Origin of the sequence: Ensifer sp. LBL, assembly GCF_050435225.1 — a bacterium.
Taxonomy (GTDB): Bacteria; Pseudomonadota; Alphaproteobacteria; order Rhizobiales; family Rhizobiaceae; genus Ensifer.
On the sequence record NZ_JBNDJY010000005.1, the window covers coordinates 278,513 to 304,569 of the forward strand.

The window sequence follows — 26,057 nt, forward strand, 5'->3', positions numbered from 1 at the left end:
TGCGGGCGAAGTGCCGCCCACACCTTTCCTCACCCCACTTTAAGCTGTGAAACAGGAGCGATGCGGATACCCTCCGCCGCAAGCGCTTCCCGCATGCGGCGCACGATATCGAGTGCGCCGAGCGTGTCGGAATGGAAACAGATGGATTCGAACGCGATCTCGATGTCGCTGCCGGTCACGGTGCGCACGCGCCCTTCCTTGCAGGCGCGCACCACCTTGCGTGCGATCGCGGCCGGGTCGGGACGCCCGGCATCGCGGGTAAAGACGATCGAGCCACTGTCGTCGTAGTCGCGATCGGCATAGAACTCGCGAATGACTGGCTGCCCGACTTCGCGTGCGGCGATGTCCGTCTCCGAACCGGCCATGCAGAAGACAAAGGCGGTCGGTGCCACCGTGCGCATATATTGCAGGAAGATCTGGGAGAGTTCGCGGTTGACCGCCATCTCCATGTAAAGCGCGCCGTGCGGCTTCACATGCTGCAGGCTGGTGCCGTGCCGTCTTGCAAATTCGCGGATGGCGCCCACCTGGTAGACGATATCGTTGACCAGTTCGCGTGCGGTGCCGGCGATCTTGCGACGGCCGAAGCCCTGCAAGTCACGGTAACCTGGGTGCGCCCCAATGCCGACGCCATGCTCGGCGGCAAGCCGCACGGTCTCGTCCATCAGATTGGGATCCCCGGCGTGGAAGCCCGCGGCAATGTTGGCGGAGCTGATCAGCGCCATGAGCGTCGCATCGTCCGTGTCGCCTATGTGCCAGCGACCGAAGGCTTCTCCCATGTCACAGTTGATGTCGACGACGTCGAGCAAGACCATTCCCTTCGATCAGGGCCGCCTCGAAAGCCGGCCAAACCTTCAATAGGGAAACGCTATGAGCATTTATTGCATTTGAAAAATTCTATTTTCATATGCCCTATATCTGTTTTTCAGAATTCGCAGTTGCAAAATCGCCTATGAGAAAATACCGTTAATACGGCCGTTTACGCGGGTCTGCACGAAACGCAGTCAAGTATCTGCACAAGGAGCGGGCAGGCTTTCTGATTTTCCAGCCTGCGCTATCGAAAAATCAGAAGAGAAGTGGATGTCGATCAGCCTTCGCCAGCTTCGCTATTTCGTCGCCACCGCCGAACTCGGGCAGATCTCGCAGGCTGCCGTCGATCTCTCCATTTCGCAGTCAGCGATTACCACCGCGATCAAGGAGTTGGAGCGCATCGTGGGCGCCAGCCTCTTCCTGCGCACGCCGAGCGGCATGGATCTGACCATGGCAGGCCGTCAGTTTCTATCGCATGCCTACGAGATCCTGAAGAAGGTCGATGAGGCAACGCATCTCAACGTGGTGAGCAGTTCGGTGGAGGGTACGCTGGCTATAGCCGCCACCTATACGGTGATCGGCTACTTCCTGCCGCAACATATAGAGCGGCTTCGGCGGCTATTCCCGAAGCTCGAGGTTCAGTTGTACGAACTCAATCGTGAGTCGATCGAGGAGGGGTTGCTGACGAACCGCTACGATATGGCCGTCCTGCTCACCTCCAATATCCTCAATCCCGCGCTTCAGACCGAAAAACTCATGAGTTCGACGCGGCGTCTCTGGGTTCCCGCCCAGCATCCGCTGCTTGCGCGCGACAATGTCGGCTTTCGCGAGATCGCCCAGGAACCCTATATCATGCTGACGGTCGATGAGGCCGCTCATACCTCGCTCAAATACTGGAGCGCATCGACCTATCAACCGCGCGTCATCCTTCGGACCTCGTCGGTCGAGGCGGTTCGGTCTCTGGTAGCCAACAGCCAGGGCGTGGCGATCCTCTCCGATATGGTTCACCGTCCCTGGTCACTGGAAGGGCGCCGCATCGAAACGATCGACGTGCGCGACGCAGTTCCGGCGATGGATGTCGGGCTTGCCTGGCGCCGAGGCGCGGAGTTCACGCCGGCCATGACGGCGCTTCGTTCCTATTTCCAGCAGAGCTTTCATCTGCCGGGCGTTCGGTCCAGTTCGTTCGGAGCGGAGTGACCCGTACTGTCCTGTGCCGATCCGGGGAGCCCAGGCTGGGGCTGCACATCTCCTGCGTCGCCAGGAGCAGTCGACATTCAGTCCTCTCTGGACTAGAAGTTGCATTTTCCCGTACTTTGCGCTCGCGGACAAACGCCAATTTCGGCGTAGCCTGAGCTAAGTGCGGATTGGTCCTGGTCAATTTGGCTTGAAGCTCACAGGCTGCTTTTCATTTGGAGTCCCATGTCTTTCGTCGCTCGTACCGCGCTGATAGCGCTCGCCCTCGCAATACCCACGGGAAGCCTCGCGCAGGACACACAAACCTTTGAACCCGCCGATGGATCGTACAGGTTCCAGTATCCGCATGGCTTCACAGTGAGCTATATGTTTGCCGACGGGAGCGGCGACGCCACCGGAGTTACCGCCTCCAGCGCGAACAACGGCGATGTGCTCATTACCTTCCTCGGGCCGCGCGATCCCGGCGATATCGCGGATGCGACCGAGAAGAACCGTCAGACCATCGTCGACGACTTTACGAAGGCTATCGCGGTCCTGCCGGCCATCAAATTCAGGTCGTCGACCATGACAACCATGCTCGGCCAGCCGGCTGTCGATATGGTCTTCACCAAAAAGAGGTTCAAAACCGTCGCCATCAATCGCTACGTTTTCACCGTACGCGACGGCAAGGCCTACAATTTCGAATGCGTCTATCAAGAAGACAAGGCTGAGCAATTCGCCCCCGCCTGCGAGCTTGCCGTTTCGACGGTGAGCCTGCTTGCTTCTGACGCAAGTTCAGGCGCTGATGCCGCAGGAGCCGACACCGATGACGCTTCGGTCGCCGGAGCATGCAGCGAGCTCGAATTCAACCGCCGCACTGTCGAGGTTGTGGAGTTGACCTCCAACCTGCTCATGAAGGACCAGTCTCCAACGATGATTGCACGGGTCAAGGCGGCGCATGATGCGACGATGGCTATCGAGGCGAGAACTGGATCGAACCCCTCTGAACAGGATTGCAGGGACGTCGACGCGATTATCGAGACGCTGAAGTAAAGCGAGAGCCCATGCGCTGAATTCCGATTGGGCCTTGGGGTCATCGAGGCGGTGAGTTGTGTGCGTCGCGCCGCTCGTCATCGTGGAAGCGAGCATGGCGCGGCTAATCCGGGAAGGCCTATTGGGTGCGGCGTCACAACCGTGAAACAACGCGGCCTGAAACGCCCGCCCCCCGTTCCTCAGAGCACCCGCGCTGCGACGGAGTGGATCGAGTTATTGCCGTAGCCGAGACGGTTCCATTCGGCGCGCTCGGGTTGCGTGTGGCCTGTCATGTCGGTGGCGCGTGCGCGCACGGTGAGTGGACCGATCTCCTCAAGTCGAGTGATCAACTCCCACCATTGCCAGGCAGAGTGTCGTCGTTCGCCAACGAGCCGCGCCTCGCGCCACGGGCCGCCGTTTAGGCTGACATCGACCCTGGAAATGGCCCCAGTGCCCGACCACGCGACCCCACGGATCGCGGTGTCGCCGCGCGAAAGGCTCTCCCCCTCTCCAGGCGACGATATCAACGCTCGCACGTTCATCAGCTTCACCTGCGCGCGTTCATCGTGCCCATTTCGCGTCCACTCGTACCAGTACTTCTCCGCCTGGTAGTACGCATCGCAGGCTTTGTCGGTAACGCTAATCTCGGTCAGCCACTTGACGGACGCCACCGCATACCAGCCGGGCACAATCAGCCGCAACGGATAGCCGTGAAGCGGCGACAGCGGTTCGCCGTTCATGTCATAGGCAAGAATCGCATCCGTTTCCCGGACCTGCTCCAGGCTGAGGCCGCGTTCAAAACGGACCGGCGCATCATGCCCGTCAACGACCCCGCTGTCGGCGCCGCGAAAGGTGAACTCGCTCGCGCCGGCTCGCAGTCCCGCCCGCTCAAGCACGTCCATCAGGCGAACACCGGTCCACTCTGCGGTGCTGACGGCGCCTAGCCCCCAGGCTTCGCCGGGCACGGCCGGATCGAAGAGGCTGCGGCCATTGCCAGCGCATTCAAGCGTCACCACCCGGGTTTCGGCATGAAGATTATGAAGCTCCCTCATGCTCAGTTCCAACGGCCTTTCGACCAGTCCGCCGATCGAAAGCCGGTAAGTGTCGCCGCCAAGGGCCGGAATGTCGAAGTGGTTGCGCAGGTAGAACCGACCGTTTGGCATCACGGCTCCGCCTGCAAGGTCCGGCACCGAGGTCTCGCCATTCAACGGATTGACGCTGTGGATGAGAAGACCGGCCTCGGCTGCATCCTGGCAGGCCTCTGCCAGATCAAGTGTATCTGCCGAGACATCCACTGGATGTTCCGCGCATCCACCGCTCGACACCATCGCGGCGAACGTCACCGCTGGCATCACATCGACATCCCCGGCTTCACGCAGGGGTGCCAAAAAAGCCTGAAGGATCGCTTCATCCGCTGCCTCTGCAATGAGCACCAGCAAATGTGAGCCCTGCGCGACCGCTTCCCCCTTGATCAACACACCGTGGCGAGCAGCGTTTGGCCGGCTCAAATGGTTCAGGAGCGTCGCGCCCTTGACCGGATCACCCGCCAGGAAGGCTTCGTGCGAGCGGTGATGATGCACAATGAACAACGGCAAGGGGACCTCCATTTTCGAGCGGCAGCGAACGTCAGGTCGGCCTCATACGATCAGTGGTTGTCTTCAGGCCATTTCAGCACTCGCATGATCAAATAGAACCGCGCGGCCTTGCGACCAGAATCTCAGGCCGGATTTTTTTGGTGCTGCGCGTTTCGCTCACGGCCGGCCTCTCGCTTGAAACGGCCGACCTCTGGATGCTTTCGGCCGATATGCTCTTCGACATCGAAGGCGACGGCGAAAAAGCCGTTGGCGGCAAAGTGAAGGCCGGAAAGCAGTTCTGACGCCAGATGACCGTCGATGGTGCTGCGCCCGAGCCGAGCGGCACCATCGACGCCATTGCATTCGTCTCGAGCGCGTGTGTGGAGTGTTCGTCCGCCCCGCCCAGATGGCCATAGCGGCGGAGAACGCGGCTAAAGCGTTCCCGCCGATGCATCATGCGGTTTCAGTGGCACAAGGCGTGGAGAAGCATTGCCTCGCGGTGCGTTTGAAACATGACGAAAGCGCGGACGTATGTTTTCTGGCCTCGCTTCCAAAACCATCAAGCCAGTCGTGTCCAATACCGCTCATCAAGAGCTCCGGGCGCCAATGCAAGCAATCGGCGTGGCAACAGGCACCGTTGGCGATCGACGCTGGATTGAGGGCCTCTATTGTCGGATTGCGAGGCCTACATTCAATCGAGCCGCAGGCGCGCATGTGCGATATCGGCCACGACCGATACTGCGAGTGAACGTGCATCCCTTGCCTTGTCGAAAAGGCCGATCGGCGCCTTGATCCGAGAAAGCAGGCGCTCATCTCCCCCGCAATCGCGCAGGAGCTGGCAGCGTTTCGCGTGGGTCCGGCGGCTGCCGAGGGCGCCGATGTAGAACGCACGCGACGCCAGCGCTGCGTTGAGCAGCGGCAGCTCGCGATCGATGTCGTGGAATAGGAGCGCGACAGCGGTATCGGCGTCGAGTTCGTCTGGCGACGGTATCTGGCCGCGCTCGAGCGTGACGGTCTCATAACCGGCCGCAACGGCAATGCGCCTAACCGTGTCGATCTCCAGCGGCGTGCCGGCGATCACGACCCGCGGCCTTGGTCGGTAGGCGCGCACAAAGCAATCGCCATACCAACCGCTTGCCTCCTCACCGCGCTGCAATGAAAGCGTGCGCTTGCCAGGGTGATAGCGCAGTCCCACCGGCGAGCGACGTTGAAGCGCGGATAGCGCCTGGCTCAAGACGGCTGCGTCCTCCAATACATGGATCGCAAGGGTAATGCCGCCGCCACAGGGCAGGACAATATCGAAAAACGGGGACCCTTCGCCAAGTCGAAGAAGACGATCCATGCCCTTGTTCAGGGCAGACATTGCGTCTGCGGCGACGGCCGCTTCGGTGCAACCGCCGGAGACGAAACCGCAATAGAGACCATCGCCGCGCACGACCATTTGCGCACCAAGGGCGCGCGCCGCACCGCCGCGAATGTCGACGAGCGTGATGAGGGCCGTCGGCTGGCTATCTTCGAGCGATCGAGCAGCAAAGGACAATATCTCGATCGCATCGTCGGACAGGAAGGCCGCGCGCGGTTCTGGCGCAAGCGTTTCCGGATCGGCGGCTATGCGGATCGTCATCTCACTCCACTCCCTGCGTTCCCCGCCAGCGGCGCACGATACCCGGGTCGAGATCAAAGAGATCGAGCACGCGGCCGACGGTGTGGTCGACCATGTCTTCGATGCTCTGGGGTTTCGCATAAAAGGCCGGGACAGGCGGATAGATGATGGCGCCCATTTCGGTCACCTGCGCCATGTTGCGGATATGACCGAGATGGAGCGGTGTTTCTCTCAGCATCAGCACGAGGCGCCGGCGCTCCTTCAGCACCACGTCGGCTGCGCGGGAAATGAGATTGTCCGTCGTGCCCGTGGCGATCTCGGCCAGCGTCTTTACCGAACAGGGGGCGACGATCATGCCCAGAGTTTTGTAGGAACCGGAGGAGCAGACGGCGCCGATATCCTTGTTGGAATGGGTGGTCGTCGCCAGCGCTTCCAAGTCCTGCCTGGAGAACGTCGCCTCCGCCGCAAGCGTAATGCAGGCCGCACGGGACATGATCAGATGCGTCTCGATCTCGAGATCACGCAGCAGTTCGAGCAGGCGCTTGCCGTAGACCACGCCTGAGGCGCCCGAAATGCCGACGATCATGCGTCTTGGATGGGTCATCGCCTATCCCACGCTTTTGAGGAGGGTCATGGCGCGTGCGCTTGCCTCGTCGCTGATGCGGGCGCGCACGCCATGGAAATTCGGGCCGCGCGTCGCATCGAGCCCCATCCGCGAAGTCGTACCGATGCCACTGGCCGAGGGGTCGAGCGCGTTGCCCGGCAGGCCCTCGATGATGACGACGTCCTTGTGCGGCTGGAAATGGGTGGCAAGCGCCCAGAGCACCTCGCTGTCGCGGGTAATATCGACATCCGCGTCCACCACGACGACGGTCTTCAGATACTGGTCCCAGCCGAGAAGACCGAGCATGACCTGCCGGGCTTCCCCCTCACGCGTCTGGTTCATGGCGATGTAGGCGTGAAAATGCGTGCCGGACGAGGGGTAGTGCACGGCGGTGATCGAGGGAAACCGCGCCTTCAGTTTCTCCACCACCTCCGCCTCGCGTGGCACGCGGCCGAGATTGAGGTGTTCGGCCGAATTGCCGCCGGCGACGCTGACGAGGATCGCGTCGCGCCGGCGCATCACGGTTTCGACGGTGAAGAGGTTGTTGGTCGAGCGGTCGGAGGAATAGCCGGTGAACTCACCGAACGGCCCCTCCTCCACATGCGCCTCGGGATCCAGCACGCCTTCGAGCACGATCTCGGCATGGGCGGGAACACGGATACCGTATTTCGGCGTCCGCACCACCTGGAGCGGTTCGCCCATCAGGCCGCCGGCGACATCGCGTTCGTCTTCGCCGAAGGCAAGGCGGGCAGAGGCCGCGATCATGAAGAGCGGATGCCCGCCGATGACCATCGCAACCGGCATCGGCCTGCCCTTCTCCTTGGCCATGTTCATCAGCCGCCAGAGATGGCCGCGCGAATGCAGCGATGTTGCGAGCGAATTCTTCGAATGGATCATCGCGCGGTGGTAGCTGAGATTGCCGGCGCCGGTTTCCGGATGCTCGCCGATGATGATGCCGCTGGTGATGTATTTCGCCCGATCGGTGTCGAAGTGCTTGAGCATCGGCAGCGCGTCGAGATCGACGGCATCGCCCGAGATGATCTCCTCGGTGATCGGACCTTCTTTCAAGACCTCCGGTGTGAACGGCCGGTTGGCGCGCGCCTGGTAGGCCTCGTGCAGCCTGTCGGCGGTCGAACCGAGCAGACGGGCGATACGGTCGCGCGAGGCAAAGATGTTGCAGAGCACTTCGCTACTGACGCCGCTGACGTTCTTCAGGTGCAACATCGGGTGTTGCCCCCGCTCGGCCAGATTCCAGATCAGCGCCGTCGCATCCTGATCGTCCGAGACCGGCTGGTCGACGGTGATGACATCTTCGGGGTGCTCCGCCCGGTAGTCGGCGAGGAAGCTGCGGACATCTTGCTTATGGTACTGGGTCATATCTTGGCCTCGACGCGACTGGAGGGTGACGGCGCCCGGATGGGCGCCGTCGTCTTTACTCAGGCAAATTCCTTGTGCTTGCCCGTGGCCCGGTCGACACCGGCGTAGCTGTCCTTCAGGCGCGCCTGCGCGTCCCTCAGGTCGCGCGGCGGCGGCGACGGATCGATGCCGACGAGCTTGGCGATGTTGTTGCCGAGATAGCCTTCGAGATCGTCCTCGGAGAGGTTGATGCCGTGCGGCGGATCCTTGCAGAGCACTTCAAGCTCGCGCAGCCACATGCCCGGATCGTTCGGCGGGCTGTCCGTGCCGAAGACGATCTTGTTCTTCGGCAGCTGCTGGGCGAACTCCACGATGCGCGACTGGAAGCACCAGCCGGACTCGCAGTAAACGTTCGGCGTATCCATCGCCATCCAGAAGGACTCGAACGAGTAGTTGCCGCCGGTCTGGATGCCGAAGTGGCCGATGATGAAGTTGACCATCGGAAACTCGCGGATGATCGGGTAGAACATCGTCGGGATGGTGTAAGGTCCGTCGCCGGTGTGGATGAGCACCACGACGCCGAGTTCGGCGCACTTCTTCATCGCCGGACGCAGCCAGTCGAGCGCGCGGTCGGGCCGGTAGCCGTGCATGTTGGCGTGCAGCTTCAGCATCTTGAAGCCGTATTCCTTAACGTGGAATTCCAGCTCCGCCGCGCCGTTTTCAGGTCCCCAGCGCGGGTTGTAGTTGAAGTTGCCGATGAAGCGGTCCGGGTACTTCTGGCAAAGCTCGGCACAATAGGCCATGTAGTCGCGAATGCCGTCGCGACCCTTGCGGTTGCCGTCACGGTAGCCGGTGTTGCCCGGCGGCGGCTGGATGAAGCCCATGTCGATCCGGCGCGGCTTGCCGTTGATCATGTAGGGACCGTCCATCAGCTTGAGCATGCGCTCGCCGGTGAAGGGCTCGCCCGTGTGACGCCACGCCTCGTCGACGAGGTTGGTCGGGTGAAGATGGGTATCGATGATCATTGTTCACTCCGTTCAAGTTTACGCGGCAAGGGCGACGCCGTGCTGGCGCAGATACGCCTCGGCTTCCTCGACGGTGGCCGGCGGCTTGGTCGCTTCCAGCCCGATCATCCGGGCGACGTTGTTGCCGAGGTAGTCTTCGAGCGTATCCTCATCGAGGTTCAGGCCCTGCGGCGGCTCGTGGCAGAGGACTTCGAGCAGATTGATCCACATGCCCGGCTCATTCGGCGGGGTGTCGGTGCCGAAGAGGATCTTGTGCTTGGGCAGAACCTTGGCGAATTCGACGATGCGCGACTGCAGGCACCAGCCGGATTCCACGTAGACACTCGGCGTGTCGAGCGCCATCTGCATCGGCTCGAAGACGTAGACGCCACCGGTCTGAACGCCGAAATGCGCCAGGATGAAGTTGACTTCCGGGAACTCGCGGATGATCGGGTAGAACTCCGTCGGGATCGAGTACGGACCGTCGCCGGTATGGACCTTCACCATCAGGCCGAGATCCGCGCACTTCTTCAGTGCCGGTCGCAGCCAGTCGAGCGCGCGGTCCGGGCGGTAGGCGTGCATGTTCGCCTGCAGCTGCACCATCTTGAAATCGAATTCCTTGGCGTAGCGTTCGATCTCTTCGGCGCCGTTCTGGGTGCCGTAGCGCGGATTGTAGACGAAGCAGCCGAGGAACCGGTCGGGATGCTCGGTGACCATCTTTTCCGTGTAGGCCATGTACTGGCGAATGGCGGCCTTGCCTTCGAGATCCATCACCTCATGCGTGTAGATGGTGTTGCCTTGCGGCGGCTGGATGAAGGCCTTGTCGATCCGGCGCGGCTTGCCGTTCACATAGTATGGGCCATCCATCATCTTCAGCAGCTTGTCGCCGGTGAACGGCGGTCCGTCGTGTCGCCAAGCCAGGTCCACCAGGTCGGTGGGATAGCAGCTCAGGTCAATAATCATAGGTTTCTCCTGTCGTAGAGGGTCCGGTCGATGCGGGGCCGCGCGATGAACGCCATGCCGGCCGGAGCCGGGCGTGGATCCGCGATCTCAGGAAATGCCGAAGACGGAGAAAACGGGCCGGCGCGTAAGCTCCCAGGGCGGGGCAACCGGGCGTTCCTTTTGTGATCAGCATCGACATCGCAGCCTCATCTTCCAACAGACGGTGAGCAATTGTCGGTGCTTCTACTCGCCTTCAAGAGAACCACTGCGCGTGATTTCTGTCAACACAAAAATATATCTAAGTTATTGTTTTTAAATATTATTTTTAAGAAAACAGCAGCAACCGCCCGCGCTGGAGGAGCGCGGGCGGCTCAGACAGAAATGCTTACGCAAGCGCCGTCCGGCGTTGGAGACTCGCTGCTAAGGCACCAGGCATGCACGCAAGTTTCTGTCGATACTTTCGCGGTCGAGATTGCGGCCGATGAACACGAACTTCGACTTCCGCTTGTCTTTGCCCCAGGCATGGTCGGGGCGGAAATCGACGAGCTTGTGCACGGCCTGAAGCACGAAGAAGCGGTCGTCGCCGGCAACGGAAACGATGCCCTTCGTGCGAAAAATGTCGCCCCCGTGCGCACCGAGATAGTCCTTCAGGAAGCCCGCGAGCCTCTCACCGTCGAAGGCTTCGGGATAGACGAACGAGTGCGACTTCACCGTCGCATCGTGCTGGTGCGGCCGAAGGGGGGGCGCGGGCGCACGTCCATGGTCATGATGGTGGTGGTGCCCATGGTCGTGATGGGCATGATCGCAACATGGCTCCTTGCAATCGTGGTGATGATGATCGGCGTCGTGATCGTCATCCATGTCGATGTCGAGGATTTCCGCCCGCTCGCGCACATAGGACGGCCGGAATCCCTTGACCCCGAGGATGTTGGAAAGGTCCACCTTGCCGTAGCTGGAGCGGAGGATGGGAGCTGTCTGGTTGAGCCTGCGCAACGAGCTTTCCAGCGAGCCGAGCGCTTCCTCCTCTGCAAGGTCGATCTTGTTGACGAGGATGCGGTCGGCAGCGACGATCTGGTTGACCGCCTGGTTGTCGCTGCCGTCAAGCACCGGATCATAGAGGTGCTGGTCGATATGCATCGCGTCCACCAGCGTCACGACCGCATCGAGTTCCACTTCGTCGGCGACACTGCGGTCGACGAAGAAGGCTGTGGCGACCGGCGTCGGATCGGCAAGCCCCGAGGTCTCGACGATGATGTGGTCGAACTTGTCCTTGTGGCTCAGGAGTTTCTTCATCACGTCGATCAGATCGTTGCGCACGTCGACGAAGCAGCAGATGCAGCCGTTCTGCATCTGGAAGATTTCTTCGTCCGAGGCGAGCACCAGGTCGCTGTCGACGTCCACCTCGCCGTATTCGTTCTCGATCACCGCGATGCGGTGACCGTGACGCTCGGTGAGAATGTAGTTGAGCAGCGTCGTCTTTCCGGATCCAAGAAACCCGGTGAGGATCGTGATCGGGAGTTTCTGCTGGCTCGCAGGCTCGATATGCATGTTCATGCGCCCTTCTCCCTCAAGGCTTTCAGGATGTCTTCCGGCGTGATCGGATAGTGGTGGAAGCGAACGCCGATGGCGTCGTGGATGGCATTGGCGATGGAGGGGCCGATGGCGATGATTGGATCTTCGCCGACGCCCTTGGCGCCCCAGGGACCGCCGGGGTCGGGTGCTGCCTCGAGGATGATCGTCTCGATGTCGGGCATGTCCATCGACAGCGGCATCTTGTAGTCGACGAGGCCCGCATTGAGCGAGCGCCCGGTCTTCTTGTCGATGACGTAGTCCTCGGTCAGCGTGTGGCCGATACCCTGCTGGATGCCGCCCTCGATCTGTCCTTGCGCGGCGATCGGGTGGATGACGCGGCCGACATCGTGCACGGGCACGACGCGCTTGACCTCGACGATGCCCGTTTCCATGTCGACGTCGACCTCGGTGAAGTGCGCGGCGAAGGAATAGGATTTCGTCGGCTCATAGGTGCCGTTGGCGACGATATTGGCGGCGGGGATGCCGCGCGAAGGCCCCATGGCCTCCGACACGGTCATGCAGCGATCGGGCTCGGCAATGAGGAAGACCTTGCCTTCGGAAAGATCAAGCTCTTCCGGCGAGACCTGCAGTTTCATCGCCGCTCTGGCGAGCACGGCGGCGCGGACGTTGCCGGCCGCCATCTTGGCGGCCGTGCCGACCAGGTAGGTCGTGTGGCTGGCAAAGGCCCCAATGTCCCATGGAACCACGTCCGTGTCGCCATGGATGACGCCGACATCCTCGAAGCGGACTCCGAGCTCTTCGGCAACGATTTGCGCCAGCGCCGTATGGGCTCCGGTGCCAAGTCCGGCAGCGCCAGTCAGCAGCGTCACCGTGCCGTCCTCGTTGACCTTGACCGTGGCGTTGCCCTGTTCCTTGATGCCGGGATAGGCAGACGAGCCGTGCATCTCGCAGCCGATGCCCCAGCCCTTGCGGATATGCGGGCGCTTCGGATCGGGCGTGCGATCCCGGCCCCTCAGCGTCTTCCAGTCGAGCACGTCAATGCCGTGCTGAAGGCAGATTTCAAGCCCGTGACCGAGGATCGGATGGCCGGATGGCGCGATGTCGCCCGCACGCACCACATTCTTCAGCTTGAGCTCCGCCGGATCCATGCCGAGCCGTTCGGCCGCTTCGTCCATCTGGATGTCGAGCGCATAGTAGCTCTGCACCACCCCGTAACCGCGGAAGGCGCCGTTGATCGGGGTATTGGTGTAGACGCAGCGCCCCTCCAGCCGCACGTTCTCGCAGCGATAGAGCGAGGTGGCGGCGGTGGTTCCGACGATGGTCACGCCTGGACCATGGGAACCGTAGGCGCCTGAATCATAGACCAGCTTCATGTCGCGGGCGACGAGCGTGCCGTCGTTCTTGAAGCCCTGCTTCAGCCAGATCTTGCAAGGGTGGCGCGAGCGACCAGCGACGAAAGTCTCGTGACGGGTGAACTCCATTTTCACCGGCCGGCGGGTTTCCTTGGCCAGAAGCGCGCAGAGAAACTCGTGCTGGAAAAGGTCCTGCTTGGCGCCGAAGCCGCCGCCCATATGATCGACGAGCACGCGCACCTTGGTGAGTGGCAGGCCGAGCACTTCGGCAAGGATGCCGCGCACCATGAAGGAGGTCTGAGTCGAGGTCCAGAAGGTCAGCTTGTTGGAGCCGTCCCAGTCGGCGACGCAGACGTTCGGCTCCATATAGGCCGGATGCGGCCGCCCGCCTGCGAAAGTGCCCTCGAGCACGAAGTCCGCCTCGGCAAAGCCCTTGTCGACGTCGCCGCGATTGACGCGAACCGGCTCGAGCACCAGATTGCCGCCCGGCCCGACCTCATGGATCAGCGGCGCGCCGGGCTGGGCGGCGTCCTCCGGTTCAAAGACGGCCGGCAAAGGTTCGTATTCCACCTCGATCAGGTCGAGCGCCTCGTCGGCGATCTCCTCGCTGATCGCGGCGACGGCGGCGACGCCCTCGCCCCAGAACCGCACCTTGTCGTCGAGAATGTACTGGTCCTTGGTGCAGGAGGCCGAACGGGGATGCGGCGAGCCGTAGTGCAGCACGCGCGGCACGGTCTCGTGTGTCAGCACCGCCTTGACGCCGGGATAGGCGAGCGCCTTGCTGACGTCGATCGACTTGATGCGCGCATGGGCAATCGCCGCACGCTTGATCTTGCCGTGCAGCATGCCGGGGAGCTTGATGTCGCCGGTATACTGCGCCTCGCCCGTCACCTTCTCAAGCACGTCGTCGCGCTTGACGCTCTTGCCGACGATCTTGAACTCGCGCTGCTCGATGGGAGTGGTCATGTTCATGATCTTGCTGCCTCCATCTCGCGCGCGGCGGATCTGATCGCATCGAATATCTTGGTGTAGCCGGTGCAGCGGCAGATGTTGCCGGAGAGCCCGAAGCGGATGTCCTCGTCGGTTGGGCGCGGATTGTCGTCGAGCAGCTTCTTGGCCATCATCAGGATGCCGGGCGTGCAGAAGCCGCATTGCGAGGCGCCGTGCCGCATGAAGGCATCCTGCAGCGGATGGAGCGTATCGACGCCCGGTTGCAGCCCCTCGACCGTCTCGACGAAGCGGCCCTCGGCCTCCACGGCGAGCACCAGGCAGGCGTTGACCGGCTCGCCGTCGATGACCACGGTGCAGGCGCCGCAGTCGCCGACGTCGCAGCCCTTCTTGGTGCCGGTGAGACCGACATCGTCGCGCAGCGCGTCGAGCAGGGAGCGGCAGCCATCGACCGCCATCTCGCGCGCCTCGCCGTTCACGGTGAATTCGACAATCCGTTTCATGCGAAAGTCTCCAATGCCTGGTTGATGGCGCGGCCGGTCAGCACGCCGACCATGTCGCGGCGGTAATCGGCGCTGGCGCGCACGTTGCTGATCGGCGTGCATTCCTCCATCGCCTTGCTCGCGGCGTCCCTAACCGTTCCCGCGTCGAGCGAAGTGCCGCGCAGCATGGCTTCGGCTTGCGGCGCGCGCAGCACGGTGGCGCCGACCGCTCCAAGCGCGATGCGGATGTCGCTGCAGATGCCCTCTTCCATGGAAAGGCTGACGGCGACGCCGACGGTGGACAGTTCCATCGCCTTGCGGCGGCCATGCTTGATGTAGGCCTTGCCGGTCGTGTCGCCTGCCGGCGGCACGGTGATGCCGGTGACGATCTCGCCCTTGGCAAGCACGGTCCTGCCGGGTCCGGTGAAGAACTCAGCGATCGGCACGATGCGCATGTTGGTGCGGCTGTAGATGTGCACGAAGGCGCCGTCCGCGACCAGCGGCGGGATGGTATCGGCCGACGGCGAGGCGCGACAGATATTGCCCACCACCGTTGCGCGGTTGCGCACCTGGATGGAGCCGAGGGAAGCGAAGGCGGCCCTCAGGTTCGGGTAGCGTTGGCCGACCAGCGGCAGGCGTTCCAGGCGTCCAACCGTCACCAGCGCCCCGAAGGTGAGCCCGCGCGTCTCGTCATAGGTGATATCGGAGAGACCGGGGATCTGCTTGATGTCGACGACGTTGCGCACGCGGCGCAGCCGTTCGCGGATCTCGACCAGAAGGTCGGTGCCTCCGTTGAACAGAAACGTGTCGTCGCCGAGCTCGGTGAGAAGACGGGAGGCATGCTCCAGCGTTTCCGCCCGATGATAGTCGAAGCGTCTCATGGTTTCCTCTTGGGGTTTGGGGCTCCGGCGGCGGAAGTGCGTCGCCGGATTATTTGATGCGGCCCTCTAGGCCGGGTCGGCTGCGGGCGCACCCTCGGCGAGTTCGGCCTCGACCGGCTCCCTGGCTGGGACACCGTTGAAGAGGATGTTGAGCAATGCTGCCGCAAAGGTGCCGACGAGCACGCCGCTGTGCAGGAATTTCTCGAGCGCTGCCGGCAGCTGGTCGAAGATGTTCTCGGCAACGACCGGCACCATGGCGAGGCCGACGCTGACGGCGACGATGTAGAGGTTGCGCCTGTTGGCGACGAAATCCACCTTCGACAGGATCTTCACCCCCGTGGCCGACACCATGCCGAACATCACGATGGCCGCACCGCCGACGACGTAGCTCGGGATCGATGCGCTGACGAAAGCAACCTTTGGAAGCGAACCGAGCAGGATCAGGATGGCGCCGCCGGCGGCCACCACGAAACGGCTGAGCACACCGGTGATCTGCAGCAGCCCGACATTCTGCGCGTAGGTCGTATAGGTGAAGGTGTTGAGCAGGCCGCCGATGATGTTGCCGACACCGTCGGTTCTCAAACCCCGGGTGAGCTCGGCCTCGGTGATCTTGCGTCCGGCCATGTCGCCGACGGCCAGGAACTGGCCGGTCGACTCGATCATCATGACCGTCATGACCGCACAGAGAGACAGGATCGACCAGAACTCGAAGATCGGCCATCCGAATGCGAGCGGGTGAATGATGCGCACCCAGTCGGCTTGCGCAACACCGTGGAAATCCACCTTGCCGGCAGCGATTGCGACCACGAAGCCGATCCCGATCCCGAGCAGAACAGCAAGATTGGCCATGAAGCCCTTGAGAACACGGGTCAGGAGCAGGATCGACATGAGCACGATGGCGGCCACCGCGAGCGCGAAGGGCGCGCCATAGGCAGGGTTCGGCATCATGCCATCGGGGCCCTTGATCATCGGCTGACCGCCCGCCGCCCAGTTGACCCCGACGCGCATCAGCGAAAGGCCGATGACCAGCATGACCGTGCCGGTGACAACGGGTGGGAAAAACCGCACCCAGCGGCCGAAGAACGGGGCGACCAGGATGGTGAACACCCCGGAACCGATGACGGCACCGATGACGCCCGGCATGCCGAGATCGGGATTGGTGCCCGTTGCGATGATCGAGGGCACGGCAGTAAACGAAATCCCCATCATGATCGGCAGGCGAATGCCGATGTTCCAGATGCCGAGCGCCTGGATGAGGGTGACGATGCCGCAACAGAAGAGATCCGCGCTGACGAGCATCGCGATCTGTTCCTTGGGCAATTGAAGTGCGCTGCCGACAATGAGCGGCACGGCGACCGCTCCGGCATACATGACGAGAACGTGTTGCAGGCCAAGGGCCATCAAACTCGGAATAGGGTAGGTTTTTTCGACAGGATCGGTCGTATCGGATTTATGCATTCGCTTTCCTCCCAGCGAACAGCTTCCGGCGCGGTGGGAGGGCAACTTCGGCCTCATGATCTGGTCACCGCACGCCGTACAACGCGGATCATGCGGCTGGCCAAATCAGCAAACAATCGGCACAATCATATTTATTCATATAGTAATTGAATGAATGGATTGGCATGGACATTACGCTCAAGCAGCTTCGCGCCTTCGTCACCGTCGCCAATCTGGGGCAGTTCACCCTGGCTGCCGATAGACTCGGCTCCTCGCAGTCGGCAGTGAGCACGCTGGTGCGGCAGCTGGAGCAGAACTTGAAGCTGCGTCTCTTCGACAGGCATACGCGTCTGCTGCGGCTGACGCAGGCAGGCATGGACATCCTGCCGGTTGCCGCCCGTGCCGTCGCCGACATCGACGGCATGGTCGAAAGCTCACGCGAACTGAACGCGTTGAGACGTGGCAAGGTTTCGATTGCTGCCGGCACCGTGCAGGCGGCATTGATGCTGCCCCAGCTCGTCAACGCCTTCACCCGGCTCTATCCCGACATCGCCGTCGCGCTCCATGACGTGGCGGAGATCGCCGTCTTGGAACAGGTGACCAACAGTTCGGTGGACCTCGGCATCGGAACCGTGCCGGAGGACGACACCGAATTGATGGGTACCCGGCTGACAACCGACGAATTCCTCATCGTCCTTCATCCGGAGGACCCGCTCGTCAGGCAGCGTGAAGTTCGGTGGACCGATCTGGTCGACCGCAAGCTGATCGGTCCGCACCGCGGCAACCCGATCAGGGACCGCCTCGAAGGCGAACTGGCGCGCAACGGTATCGTGCTGCCGTTCGACAAGGCGATGCAGGAGGTGGCCTTGCCGTTGACCATTATCGGCATGGTCGAGGGCGGGCTGGGCGTCGCGATCATGACATCGGCAGTCACAAGGCTCGCGACCTCCATGGGCCTCGTCGTGCGAACGCCGACCGAGCCGCATATCAAGCGTGAGGTCAGCCTGATCCAGAAGCGGACACGCTCGCTGTCTCCGGCTGCCCGACGGTTTCGCGACTTCCTGCTGAAATCAGTACACTAGTCATCTGCGAAGAAACCGGGCGCCTTGCCCGCAGGCGCGACGCCACGCTGTTTGACCACGCGCATTTTCCGGCGTTATCTGGGCGCGCTGCTGGACCGCGAAACCGCGGGCAGGCAGGGCGCAGCATTCGCTGCGCGCGGCAGGCCTTCCGCCAGCCGCCGCTCCCAGCTCAAGCCAAACCAGGAGCACTTATGGCCCATTCCCTGAAGAGCAATAGCGAAACGGCAAGGTCCAACCGGCCCGATCTTTCCACGGACGCGATCCGCAGCACCAAGGAAGATCTGGCTGCCTGCTTCCGCATGGCGGCGCGCAACGGTTTCGAGGAGGGCATCTGCAACCATTTTTCCGCTGTCGTGCCGGGCCATGACGACCTCTTCATCGTCAACCCCTACGGCTATGCCTTTCGCGAGCTGACGGCATCAAGACTGCTGGTGTGCGATTTCAACGGCACCGTCATCGACGGTGAAGGTGAGCCGGAGGCGACGGCTTTTTACATCCATGCCGAAATCCACCGGCGGCTGCCGCGCGCCAAGGTCGCGTTCCACACGCACATGCCCTATGCGACCGCCTTGTCCATGACCGAGGGCGCGCCCTTGATCTGGGCCGGCCAGACGGCGCTGAAATTCTACGGCCGCACCGCGGTCGATGAAAACTACAACGGCCTTGCCCTCGATCATCGCGAAGGCGCCCGCATTGCCGCCGCAGCAGGCGACGCCGATATCGTCTTCCTGAAACACCACGGCGTGCTGGTCCTGGCGCCGAACATCGCCGAAGCCTGGGACGATCTCTACTATCTGGAGCGCGCCGCCGAAGTGCAGGTGCTTGCAATGTCCACCGGCCGCGACGTCCTGCCGGTCGACCCTGAGATCGCCGAGGCCGCGTATCGGCAGATGCGCGAAGGCGATCCCGAGTCGGCACGGGCCCATCTTGCCGCCATTCGCCGGCAACTCGATGCCGAGGAACCGCAATACAGGCACTGACTGCGAACCGGGCCGATGCCAAAGCCGATCGCATCGGCCCGTGCCAGATCGTCGGTCAACCAGTTGATCAGGCGCCTCTTTCCGTGAGGTTGGCCATGCTCGAGCGTTGCCTTGCCGCCGGCAATTATTACGATCCATTTATCAAACAATTGAAATAATGAATTTGTTTGAATTAAAAGCGCGTGCTTAGTTTTCCGCCATAACAACAAGGTGGGGGGACGACATGGCACGAGAAAATCCAGCTGCGTTGCTCGCGAGACTGATCCCCGGTCAGTCCTTTGCTCTTAAGGGCGGAACCGTCATAAACGATGACGGCACGCAGTCGGCAAGCGACATCATCGTCGGCGCCGACGGGCGGATCACAGTCGTCGAGCCCTTTCTCGACACCGGTTCCTGCGGCGCCTGCATCGACATAACAGGCATGCTCGTTTCGCCTGGCTTCGTCGACGCGCACCAGCATCTCGACAAGACGGGGGTGCTGCGGTTTACGCCAAATCCCTCCGGCACGCTCCAGGGCGCCCGCGAAGCCTTTGCGAAATACGCCCGCACCGCCGGCCCCGACGACATTCACAAGCGCGCGACGCGCACGATCGGGCGATGTCTTTCCCGCGGCACGACCGCGATCCGCAGCCACATCAACGTCGACAAGGATGCCGGTTTCCATGGCATCGAGACGCTGGCCGCCATTCGCGATGCCGAAAAGCACCGCATAACGCTTCAGCTCGTCGCCTTCATGACGCCGCATCCGGGCCAGGATTTCGATTGGCTCGGCAACAACATCGACGGCGCCGTTGCGCTCGCCGATGCCGTCGGCGGAACGCCCGCGGTTTCCGAGGACCCGCCGCGCTACCTCGACATCCTGTTTTCCGCCGCTGTGAAATCCGGCAAGCCGATCGACCTGCACCTCGACGAACACCTCAATGCCGGCGTTCATCTTCTCGATGCCGCACTCGATCGCGTCGAGCGCTTCGGCATGCAGGGGCGCTGCGTCTTCAGCCACGTCTCGGTGCTGAGCGCCCTGCCGCGCCGCGATTTCCTTCGAATAGCCGAGCGCCTGAAGAAACTGGACGTCGGCGTCGTGACGCTGCCGGCGGCAAACCTCTATCTGCAGGGCCGCGACTACGACGTTCTGCCGCCGCGCGGACTGACGCGTGTCGCCGAACTCTACCGCGCCGGCATCACCATCGCCACAGCGTCGGACAACATCCAGGATCCGTTCGTCCCGACCGGTTCGGGCGACATGCTGGAAATCGCCCGCTGGACACTGCTTGCCGGCCATCTGCGCGGAGACGAGCTCGCCGCCGCGCACAACATGATCACCGCGGCCCCTGCCCGGCTGATGGGGTTTGGCAAGGACTACGGTTTCAGACCCGGCGCGCGCGCCGACTTCGTCATTACCGACTGCATCGATACCGACACGCTGGTTGCCGGCGGGCCGGATCGGGCTTTCGTCTTCTCGAATGGGCGCCTTGTCTCGCACAGCGCCACAGAAAACATCCGCCTGAAGGAGGACGCATAAAAGGGAACGGCTGCTCCGGGGGGATTGGGACTTCAATCTAATGGGAGGAATGAAATGATTATCGATATTTCGCGTCGTTCACTGCTTGCGTCCACACTCGGACTGGCCCTTGCCGGAACGCTTTGGCTGGACCACGCACGAGCCGAAGACTTCAAGATGGGCCTGCTGGTGCCCGGTAGCGTTTCCGAGGAGGGATGGAACCGGATCGGCTACAACGCGCTCAAGGGCGTGGAAGAGCAGCTTGGCGCCAAGATCAGCTATGTCGAACTGCAGCAGAATCCAGCCTCGTTCGAGAAGGCGTTTCGCGACTATGCCAGCCAGGGCTACAAGGTCATCCTCGGGCACGGCTTCGAGTTCCAGGACGCCGCACGGGACGTCGCAGTCGATTATCCGGACACCTATTTCCTGATTTCGTCGAGCGCGATCCATGAAGGCAACGTCATCGGGCTCAACACCGATACCAGCCAGCCCTTCTACCTGATGGGCGTAATCGCTGCGAAAATGGGCGGCAAGGCGGGTCTTGTCGGCGGTATGGAAATCCCACCGATCCAGCAGGCTTTCACCGGCTTCAAGAACGGCGCCAAGAGCGTCAATCCGGACTTCCCGATCAGCGAAGCCTATATCGGCAACTTCACCGATACGACGGCCGCCAAGGAAGCGGCGCTCAGCATGATTTCGCAAGGTGCTGACTTCGTCGTGCCGAACGCTTCGGGCGCAACCGTCGGCGGCTACCAGGCGATTGCCGAATCCGGCCCGGACGTGCGCTCCTTCTCGATCTTCAGCGACTTTACCGAGGTTGCGCCCAACAACATCCTGGGGCTCTACGTCGCCGACTATGCACAAGGCGTGGTCGAAGTCGTCCGCGCGATCAAGGACGGCAACCCGCCAGCGCAGAACGTCGTTTTCGGCCTGAAGGATCCGAAGGTCATCTCGTTCACCTTCCGCGACGACGGCCCGGTCTCCGTGCCGGAGGATATCCGCGCCGAGGTCAAGGCGATCAGCGCCAAGATCGCCTCTGGCGAGATCAACACCGGCGGCCAATAGCTGCCTCCATGCTGCGGCAGGAGATCCGGCCGCAGCCCTTCCCGCGTCACACCAATATCCGGACACACCCATGGCTGAGATAAACCAGGGAGTGCGTGAGACCGTGAATTCTCAAGCAGCCCAAGCTTTCTACAGGACACTCTCGCAGGCTGCGATCAGCGCCCTGACACCCATCGCGGCGGTTCTGGTCGCGCTCGCCTTCGGCGCGCTCCTCCTCTGGCTGAACGGCTTCAACGGCAGCGACGTCGTCACCGTCATGGTCTTCGGCTCGTTCCAGGACATGCGCTCGGTCGGAGAAATTCTCCTGAAGGCCACGCCGCTGATCCTGATCGGCGCGGGGCTCTGCGTCGCGTTCCGCTGTTCGATCTGGAACATCGGCGCCGAAGGCCAGCTCTATGTCGGCGCGATCGCCGCAACACTCGTGGGCACCAGCATCGACGGTCTTTCCGTCTGGGTGCACGCGCCGCTGGTGATGTTGGCGGGCGCATTGGCGGGCGCTGCCTGGGCCGGGATCGCCGGCTATCTGAAGGTGCGCTTTCAGGCGAGCGAGATCGTCACCACGATCATGCTCAACTATATCGCGCTCATCTTGACGAGCTATCTCGTCACCGGCCCGATGCGCGACGCGAGTGCCGCCTATCCGCAATCGGCAAGGCTGGTGCGCGAAGCCTGGACGCCACGCCTGGTGACCGACCTCAGGCTTCACATCGGCATCCTCGTCGCGGTGGTTCTGGCGGTTGCGCTCTACATTTTCCTGCGGAGAAGCAGCCGCGGCTTTGCGCTACGCGTCGTTGGTCTCAACCCCAATGCCGCCCGCTATGCCGGCATGAACGTCGCCCGAAACATAATGATCGCGATGTGCATCAGCGGCGCGATGGCGGGTCTTGCCGGCGCCTTCGAGGTGGCGGGCGTCACACGTCGGCTCTACCAGAATATTTCGCCGGGCTATGGTTTCGAGGGCATCGCTGTGGCGCTCCTGGCGGGCAACAATCCCTTGGCGGCGATCCTGTCTGGCGGGCTTTTTGCGACGCTTCGCTCCGGCTCGGAAGTCCTCCAGATCACCTCACAGGTCCCGCAGGTCCTGGTGCTGGTCATTCAGGGCATCGTCATCCTCTCGGTCGTCGCCTTCGCAAAGCTGCGCGACATCCTCAGGACAGTGGCTTGAAAGCATGGAAACTCCCACGTGGCTGTAAACCGCCCGCGGGAAAACAAAACTTTGGCGACATTCCTGGAGGATCGGCCCCATGGACGACATGATTTCTCTCACCTTTCTCGCGACGCTCGTCGGGGCCGCGTGGAGGCTTGCCACGCCCCTGATATTCGCCTCGATCGGCGAGGTCTTTTCCGAGCGCGCCGGCGTGCTCAACATCGGGCTTGAAGGCACGATGCTGGTCGGCGCGTTCTCAGGCTTCGCTGCGGCCGCAGCCACCGGCAATATTCCGCTCGGGCTACTGGCCGGCGTTGCCGGCGGCATGCTGTTCGGGCTCGTCTTCGCCTTCTTCACGATCACCATTAAGGCGGACCAGATCGTCGTTGGCGCGGCGCTCAACCTGCTTGGTATGGGCCTGACGGCTTTTCTCTTCCGCACCTATTACGTTTCGACCGGCAAAGGCATCGAGATCGCCCAGCCGGTCCACATTCCCTGGCTGAGCGACCTGCCCTTTCTCGGCGAGGCGTTCTTCCGCCAAAACCTCATCGTCTATTCCACTGTGCTGGTCGCCATCCTCGCCACCCTGGTACTTTACCGTACCTCCTTCGGCCTGACGCTTCGCGCCGTCGGCGAGCACCCGAAGGCCGTCGACGTCGCCGGTCGCAGCGTCGTTGGCTACCGCTATGGCGCCGTGCTCGTTGGCACAGGGCTTGCGGGGCTCGGAGGCGCGTTCCTGACGCTCGGCCATTCCAACCAGTTCGTCGAAGGCATCACCTCCGGCCGCGGCTTCATCGCCCTCGCCGTCGTGGTCTTTGCCCGCTGGTCGCCGATCGGTGCCTTCTTCGTTTCGTTGCTCTTCGGCCTGTTCTACGCGCTGCAGCTCATGCTCCAGGCACAGGCATCCGTCGTCGTGCCCTACCAGGTGCTCCAGGCGCTTCCCTACATCATGACGATCGTCACGCTGGTCGCCTTCCGCGGCAAGGGCGCCGCACCCAGCAAGCTTGGCCAGCCCTACGAGATGAGGTGATCGACATGTCGAAAAAACCGTTCCTGCGCATCGACAATATCCGCAAACGTTTCGGCCCGATCGTCGCCAGCGATGGTGTTTCGCTCGAAGTCGAGGAAGGCGAGATCCATTCGCTGCTCGGCGAAAACGGTGCCGGCAAGAGCGTGCTGATGAGCATGATATGCGGCATGGTGCGGCCGGATGAGGGCGAGATCATCTACAAGGGGCAATCGGTGCGGTTCGCAAGCCCGCGCGACGCGATCCGCCAGCGCATCGGCATGGTCCACCAGCACTTCATGCTGGTGCCGAACCTGACGGTCGCGGAAAACTACATCCTCGGCCAGGGTTCAGCGTTCAGCGTCATATCCGATATCGACAAGGTCCACCGAAAGATCCGCGCCCTTTCCGAGCGCTACGCCCTCGACGTATGTCCCGACGCAATCGTCGAAGACCTCTCGGTCGGCGAGCAGCAGCGAGTGGAAATCTTGAAGGTGCTGTTTCACGGTATCGACCTGCTCATCCTCGACGAGCCGACCGCTGTTCTCACGCCGCAGGAGACCGACCGTCTGCTTTCCCTGATGGGCGATCTCGTGAAGGACGGAAAGACCGTCGTCTTCATTTCGCACAAGCTGGACGAGGTGATGCGGGTCAGCAATCGCATCAGCGTCATGCGTGACGGGCGCGTCGTCAACACGGTTAAGGTCGGGGAGACGAATGCGCGTGAGCTCGCGCGCATGATGGTCGGCCGTGACGTGCGCATGGAGCTGCCGCGCAGCCCCAAGCCTGCCGGCCGTATCGTGCTTTCAGTGGAAAACCTCACCTGCCGCGCCGAGACCGGCCTTCCGGCCGTGCGCGGTGTGAGCCTCAACGTGCGCGCCGGCGAAATCGTTGGCATTGCCGGCGTATCCGGCAATGGCCAGACGGAACTGTCGCTGGCGCTCTCCGGCCTGCTGCCGGTCGATGCCGGGCGCGTCGTTCTCAACGGAAACGACATAACCGGGCTCGACCCGGCCGAAATCAATGCCCGGCGCTTTTCCCACATTCCGGAAGACCGCCACAAACACGGCATCGCGCTGCCGCTGTCGCTGAGTGAAAACACCATTCTCCAACGCTACGACCAAAAGCCGTTCGCGACGGGCGGCATGCTCAACCGCAGGGTCATTGGCGAACACACCCGCGACCTGATCAAGCGGTTTCGCGTCAAGTGCCGGGACGAGAACCAGCCGATCGCAGCACTTTCAGGGGGGAACCAGCAAAAGCTCGTCGTTGCGCGGGAACTGGCGCGCGACCCCGATTTCATCCTCGTCAATCAGCTTGCGCGCGGCATCGACATCGGCGCGATGGAGTTCGTGATGGAGGAAATGCTGCGCCAGCGCGACAGCGGCCGGGCCATCCTGCTGATCTCCACGGAACTCGAGGAGCTGTTTGCGATCTGCGACCGCATCCTCGTGATGTTCCATGGCGAGATCCTTGGGGAATTGCCGCCGGACCGCACGCGTCTCGACGAACTCGGCCTGCTGATGGCCGGCAACAAGGATCAACCGGCACTAGCGGGGTAGACAAGCCAAGGCCTGGCGGGCTTTTATGGGAATGAGATAACGGGAGGCCGCGCGTACATGAACATTACCCTGCGGCAACTCAGGGCCTTCATCGCGGTGGCGGAACTCGGGCAGTTCAACATCGCCGCACGCACCCTTCATCTCACCCAGTCTGCGGTCAGCATCCTCATCCGGGATCTGGAACAGGAGATCGGTGCGCGCCTCTTTGACCGGCACACGCGCATGGTCTCGCTGACCCTGGTCGGCCAGGAATTCCTGCCGCAAGCGCGCAAGATCCTGAAGGACCTCGAGCTTGCCGTCGGCGACGTGCGCGACAACGCTTCCCTGAAGCGCGGCCAGGTGACGATCGCCGCCGCGATCGTGCTGGCCGCCACAGTGGTGCCGCCGATCATCGCCAGGTTTCTGAAAAAGTATCCGGAAATCTCCGTCAACATCCGTGACATGCCTGAAGAGCAGATCACGCCGGCGCTCAAGCGCCACGAAGTCGATATCGCCGTCGGCACCCTTTCGGAGGAAGACCCGGAAATCGCCGCCACTCCGCTTTTGCGCGACAAGCTGATGCTCGTCTGCCGCGAGGATCACCGGTTTGCGAAACGCAAATCCGTGCGCTGGGCCGAACTCAAGGACGAGACGCTTATCACCCTTGCCGCCTCCAACCCGCTGCGCAACATCGTCGAGCACAACCTCATTCGCGTCGTGCCGAACTATCGGCCGAAATACGAAGTCCGCTTTTCGACGACGGCGATCAGCATGATTGCCGCGGGCATGGGCGTTTCGGTGCTACCGGAAAACTCCGGACTGCTCGCCTCCGCCGTCGGGGTCACCACGGTCGATCTCATCGACCCCATCGTCATGCGCGACGTCTCGCTGCTTCAGCGGCGCCACCACAGCCTTTCGCCCGCCGCCGAGCATCTGAAAGCGGCCTTCATCGCCAGCGTTGCGAAACAGGTCTGAGGGACCTGGAGTAACGGCCGGCCGTCCATAGCTGC

At 62.4% G+C, this 26,057-nt stretch carries 23 protein-coding genes; 11 read left to right on the forward strand and 12 right to left on the reverse strand.

Annotated features, from left to right (window positions below; translation table 11 throughout):
- Nucleotides 1–29: 29 nt before the first annotated feature.
- Nucleotides 30–806 (reverse strand): 5-oxoprolinase subunit PxpA, encoded by a 777-nt coding sequence (locus OKW20_RS21315; protein ID WP_192449039.1) that lies wholly within the window; start codon nucleotides 804–806, stop codon nucleotides 30–32.
- Between the two features lie 271 nt (nucleotides 807–1,077).
- Between OKW20_RS21315 and OKW20_RS21320 the strand changes: the two genes are divergently transcribed.
- Complete coding sequence (locus OKW20_RS21320; protein WP_043621689.1) at nucleotides 1,078–2,004, forward strand: LysR family transcriptional regulator; 927 nt, start codon at nucleotides 1,078–1,080, stop codon at nucleotides 2,002–2,004.
- Between the two features lie 222 nt (nucleotides 2,005–2,226).
- Entirely contained in the window at nucleotides 2,227–3,033 is an 807-nt protein-coding gene (locus OKW20_RS21325; protein WP_429175013.1) for a hypothetical protein, read from the forward strand.
- 179 nt (nucleotides 3,034–3,212) lie between these two features.
- Here OKW20_RS21325 and OKW20_RS21330 read toward each other — a convergent pair whose 3' ends face one another.
- Nucleotides 3,213–4,607 (reverse strand): molybdopterin-dependent oxidoreductase, encoded by a 1,395-nt coding sequence (locus OKW20_RS21330; RefSeq protein ID WP_429175016.1) that lies wholly within the window; start codon nucleotides 4,605–4,607, stop codon nucleotides 3,213–3,215.
- Nucleotides 4,608–4,747: 140 nt separating this feature from the next.
- Between OKW20_RS21330 and OKW20_RS21335 the strand changes: the two genes are divergently transcribed.
- Nucleotides 4,748–4,888, forward strand: a complete 141-nt coding sequence (locus tag OKW20_RS21335; RefSeq protein ID WP_429175019.1) for a hypothetical protein — start codon at nucleotides 4,748–4,750, stop codon at nucleotides 4,886–4,888.
- 389 nt (nucleotides 4,889–5,277) lie between these two features.
- Here the strand turns inward: OKW20_RS21335 and OKW20_RS21340 are convergent, their stop codons facing one another.
- The 10 genes from OKW20_RS21340 to OKW20_RS21385 form a co-directional block, all read right to left on the reverse strand.
- The gene (locus OKW20_RS21340; RefSeq protein WP_429175021.1) at nucleotides 5,278–6,210 is read right to left on the reverse strand and encodes an XdhC family protein; all 933 of its coding nucleotides are present in this window, start codon (nucleotides 6,208–6,210) and stop codon (nucleotides 5,278–5,280) included.
- A 1-nt stretch (nucleotide 6,211) separates the two neighbouring features.
- Complete coding sequence (locus OKW20_RS21345) at nucleotides 6,212–6,793, reverse strand: UbiX family flavin prenyltransferase (RefSeq protein WP_429175023.1); 582 nt, start codon at nucleotides 6,791–6,793, stop codon at nucleotides 6,212–6,214.
- A 3-nt stretch (nucleotides 6,794–6,796) separates the two neighbouring features.
- Nucleotides 6,797–8,170: a UbiD family decarboxylase gene (locus OKW20_RS21350; RefSeq protein ID WP_429175026.1), complete on the reverse strand. Its 1,374-nt coding sequence runs from the start codon at nucleotides 8,168–8,170 to the stop codon at nucleotides 6,797–6,799.
- 59 nt (nucleotides 8,171–8,229) lie between these two features.
- Entirely contained in the window at nucleotides 8,230–9,174 is a 945-nt protein-coding gene (locus OKW20_RS21355; RefSeq protein WP_034791749.1) for an amidohydrolase family protein, read from the reverse strand.
- Between the two features lie 18 nt (nucleotides 9,175–9,192).
- On the reverse strand, nucleotides 9,193–10,116 hold the full coding sequence (locus tag OKW20_RS21360; protein WP_043621676.1) for an amidohydrolase family protein: 924 nt from the start codon (nucleotides 10,114–10,116) through the stop codon (nucleotides 9,193–9,195).
- A 399-nt stretch (nucleotides 10,117–10,515) separates the two neighbouring features.
- Nucleotides 10,516–11,643 carry a CobW family GTP-binding protein gene (locus tag OKW20_RS21365; protein WP_429175795.1) on the reverse strand — a complete coding sequence of 376 codons (1,128 nt, stop codon included), beginning with the start codon at nucleotides 11,641–11,643 and terminating at the stop codon, nucleotides 10,516–10,518.
- 2 nt (nucleotides 11,644–11,645) lie between these two features.
- Nucleotides 11,646–13,952: a xanthine dehydrogenase family protein molybdopterin-binding subunit gene (locus OKW20_RS21370; RefSeq protein WP_429175029.1), complete on the reverse strand. Its 2,307-nt coding sequence runs from the start codon at nucleotides 13,950–13,952 to the stop codon at nucleotides 11,646–11,648.
- Nucleotides 13,949–14,431 (reverse strand): (2Fe-2S)-binding protein, encoded by a 483-nt coding sequence (locus OKW20_RS21375; protein WP_429175032.1) that lies wholly within the window; start codon nucleotides 14,429–14,431, stop codon nucleotides 13,949–13,951. Before OKW20_RS21375 ends, OKW20_RS21370 begins: the two co-directional genes overlap by 4 nt.
- The gene (locus OKW20_RS21380; protein ID WP_429175034.1) at nucleotides 14,428–15,291 is read right to left on the reverse strand and encodes an FAD binding domain-containing protein; all 864 of its coding nucleotides are present in this window, start codon (nucleotides 15,289–15,291) and stop codon (nucleotides 14,428–14,430) included. Before OKW20_RS21380 ends, OKW20_RS21375 begins: the two co-directional genes overlap by 4 nt.
- A gap of 66 nt (nucleotides 15,292–15,357) precedes the next feature.
- Complete coding sequence (locus tag OKW20_RS21385) at nucleotides 15,358–16,749, reverse strand: nucleobase:cation symporter-2 family protein (RefSeq protein WP_429175037.1); 1,392 nt, start codon at nucleotides 16,747–16,749, stop codon at nucleotides 15,358–15,360.
- A 164-nt stretch (nucleotides 16,750–16,913) separates the two neighbouring features.
- Here OKW20_RS21385 and OKW20_RS21390 point away from each other — a divergent pair, with 164 nt between their 5' ends.
- From OKW20_RS21390 to OKW20_RS21425, 8 genes are all read left to right on the forward strand, one after another.
- On the forward strand, nucleotides 16,914–17,810 hold the full coding sequence (locus OKW20_RS21390; protein ID WP_429175040.1) for a LysR substrate-binding domain-containing protein: 897 nt from the start codon (nucleotides 16,914–16,916) through the stop codon (nucleotides 17,808–17,810).
- A 191-nt stretch (nucleotides 17,811–18,001) separates the two neighbouring features.
- Nucleotides 18,002–18,790: an aldolase gene (locus OKW20_RS21395; RefSeq protein ID WP_429175043.1), complete on the forward strand. Its 789-nt coding sequence runs from the start codon at nucleotides 18,002–18,004 to the stop codon at nucleotides 18,788–18,790.
- Between the two features lie 223 nt (nucleotides 18,791–19,013).
- Nucleotides 19,014–20,309 (forward strand): amidohydrolase family protein, encoded by a 1,296-nt coding sequence (locus tag OKW20_RS21400; RefSeq protein WP_429175045.1) that lies wholly within the window; start codon nucleotides 19,014–19,016, stop codon nucleotides 20,307–20,309.
- A 54-nt stretch (nucleotides 20,310–20,363) separates the two neighbouring features.
- Nucleotides 20,364–21,353 (forward strand): BMP family protein, encoded by a 990-nt coding sequence (locus OKW20_RS21405; RefSeq protein WP_429175048.1) that lies wholly within the window; start codon nucleotides 20,364–20,366, stop codon nucleotides 21,351–21,353.
- 70 nt (nucleotides 21,354–21,423) lie between these two features.
- Complete coding sequence (locus tag OKW20_RS21410) at nucleotides 21,424–22,518, forward strand: ABC transporter permease (protein ID WP_429175051.1); 1,095 nt, start codon at nucleotides 21,424–21,426, stop codon at nucleotides 22,516–22,518.
- Between the two features lie 79 nt (nucleotides 22,519–22,597).
- Nucleotides 22,598–23,530 (forward strand): ABC transporter permease, encoded by a 933-nt coding sequence (locus OKW20_RS21415; RefSeq protein ID WP_043621653.1) that lies wholly within the window; start codon nucleotides 22,598–22,600, stop codon nucleotides 23,528–23,530.
- A 5-nt stretch (nucleotides 23,531–23,535) separates the two neighbouring features.
- The gene (locus OKW20_RS21420) at nucleotides 23,536–25,068 is read left to right on the forward strand and encodes an ABC transporter ATP-binding protein (protein WP_429175055.1); all 1,533 of its coding nucleotides are present in this window, start codon (nucleotides 23,536–23,538) and stop codon (nucleotides 25,066–25,068) included.
- A gap of 57 nt (nucleotides 25,069–25,125) precedes the next feature.
- Nucleotides 25,126–26,022 carry a LysR family transcriptional regulator gene (locus OKW20_RS21425; protein ID WP_429175058.1) on the forward strand — a complete coding sequence of 299 codons (897 nt, stop codon included), beginning with the start codon at nucleotides 25,126–25,128 and terminating at the stop codon, nucleotides 26,020–26,022.
- Nucleotides 26,023–26,057: the final 35 nt, after the last annotated feature.

Coding starts and splice junctions, on each gene's coding strand:
- OKW20_RS21320 (WP_043621689.1), top strand. CDS start 1,078: ATGTCGATCAGCCTTCGCCAGCTTCGCTATTTCGTCGCCACCGCCGAA.
- OKW20_RS21325 (WP_429175013.1), top strand. CDS start 2,227: ATGTCTTTCGTCGCTCGTACCGCGCTGATAGCGCTCGCCCTCGCAATA.
- OKW20_RS21340 (WP_429175021.1), bottom strand. CDS start 6,210: ATGACGATCCGCATAGCCGCCGATCCGGAAACGCTTGCGCCAGAACCG.
- OKW20_RS21345 (WP_429175023.1), bottom strand. CDS start 6,793: ATGACCCATCCAAGACGCATGATCGTCGGCATTTCGGGCGCCTCAGGC.
- OKW20_RS21350 (WP_429175026.1), bottom strand. CDS start 8,170: ATGACCCAGTACCATAAGCAAGATGTCCGCAGCTTCCTCGCCGACTAC.
- OKW20_RS21355 (WP_034791749.1), bottom strand. CDS start 9,174: ATGATCATCGATACCCATCTTCACCCGACCAACCTCGTCGACGAGGCG.
- OKW20_RS21360 (WP_043621676.1), bottom strand. CDS start 10,116: ATGATTATTGACCTGAGCTGCTATCCCACCGACCTGGTGGACCTGGCT.
- OKW20_RS21365 (WP_429175795.1), bottom strand. CDS start 11,643: ATGCATATCGAGCCTGCGAGCCAGCAGAAACTCCCGATCACGATCCTC.
- OKW20_RS21370 (WP_429175029.1), bottom strand. CDS start 13,952: ATGAACATGACCACTCCCATCGAGCAGCGCGAGTTCAAGATCGTCGGC.
- OKW20_RS21375 (WP_429175032.1), bottom strand. CDS start 14,431: ATGAAACGGATTGTCGAATTCACCGTGAACGGCGAGGCGCGCGAGATG.
- OKW20_RS21380 (WP_429175034.1), bottom strand. CDS start 15,291: ATGAGACGCTTCGACTATCATCGGGCGGAAACGCTGGAGCATGCCTCC.
- OKW20_RS21385 (WP_429175037.1), bottom strand. CDS start 16,749: ATGCATAAATCCGATACGACCGATCCTGTCGAAAAAACCTACCCTATT.
- OKW20_RS21390 (WP_429175040.1), top strand. CDS start 16,914: ATGGACATTACGCTCAAGCAGCTTCGCGCCTTCGTCACCGTCGCCAAT.
- OKW20_RS21395 (WP_429175043.1), top strand. CDS start 18,002: ATGGCCCATTCCCTGAAGAGCAATAGCGAAACGGCAAGGTCCAACCGG.
- OKW20_RS21400 (WP_429175045.1), top strand. CDS start 19,014: ATGGCACGAGAAAATCCAGCTGCGTTGCTCGCGAGACTGATCCCCGGT.
- OKW20_RS21405 (WP_429175048.1), top strand. CDS start 20,364: ATGATTATCGATATTTCGCGTCGTTCACTGCTTGCGTCCACACTCGGA.
- OKW20_RS21410 (WP_429175051.1), top strand. CDS start 21,424: ATGGCTGAGATAAACCAGGGAGTGCGTGAGACCGTGAATTCTCAAGCA.
- OKW20_RS21415 (WP_043621653.1), top strand. CDS start 22,598: ATGGACGACATGATTTCTCTCACCTTTCTCGCGACGCTCGTCGGGGCC.
- OKW20_RS21420 (WP_429175055.1), top strand. CDS start 23,536: ATGTCGAAAAAACCGTTCCTGCGCATCGACAATATCCGCAAACGTTTC.
- OKW20_RS21425 (WP_429175058.1), top strand. CDS start 25,126: ATGAACATTACCCTGCGGCAACTCAGGGCCTTCATCGCGGTGGCGGAA.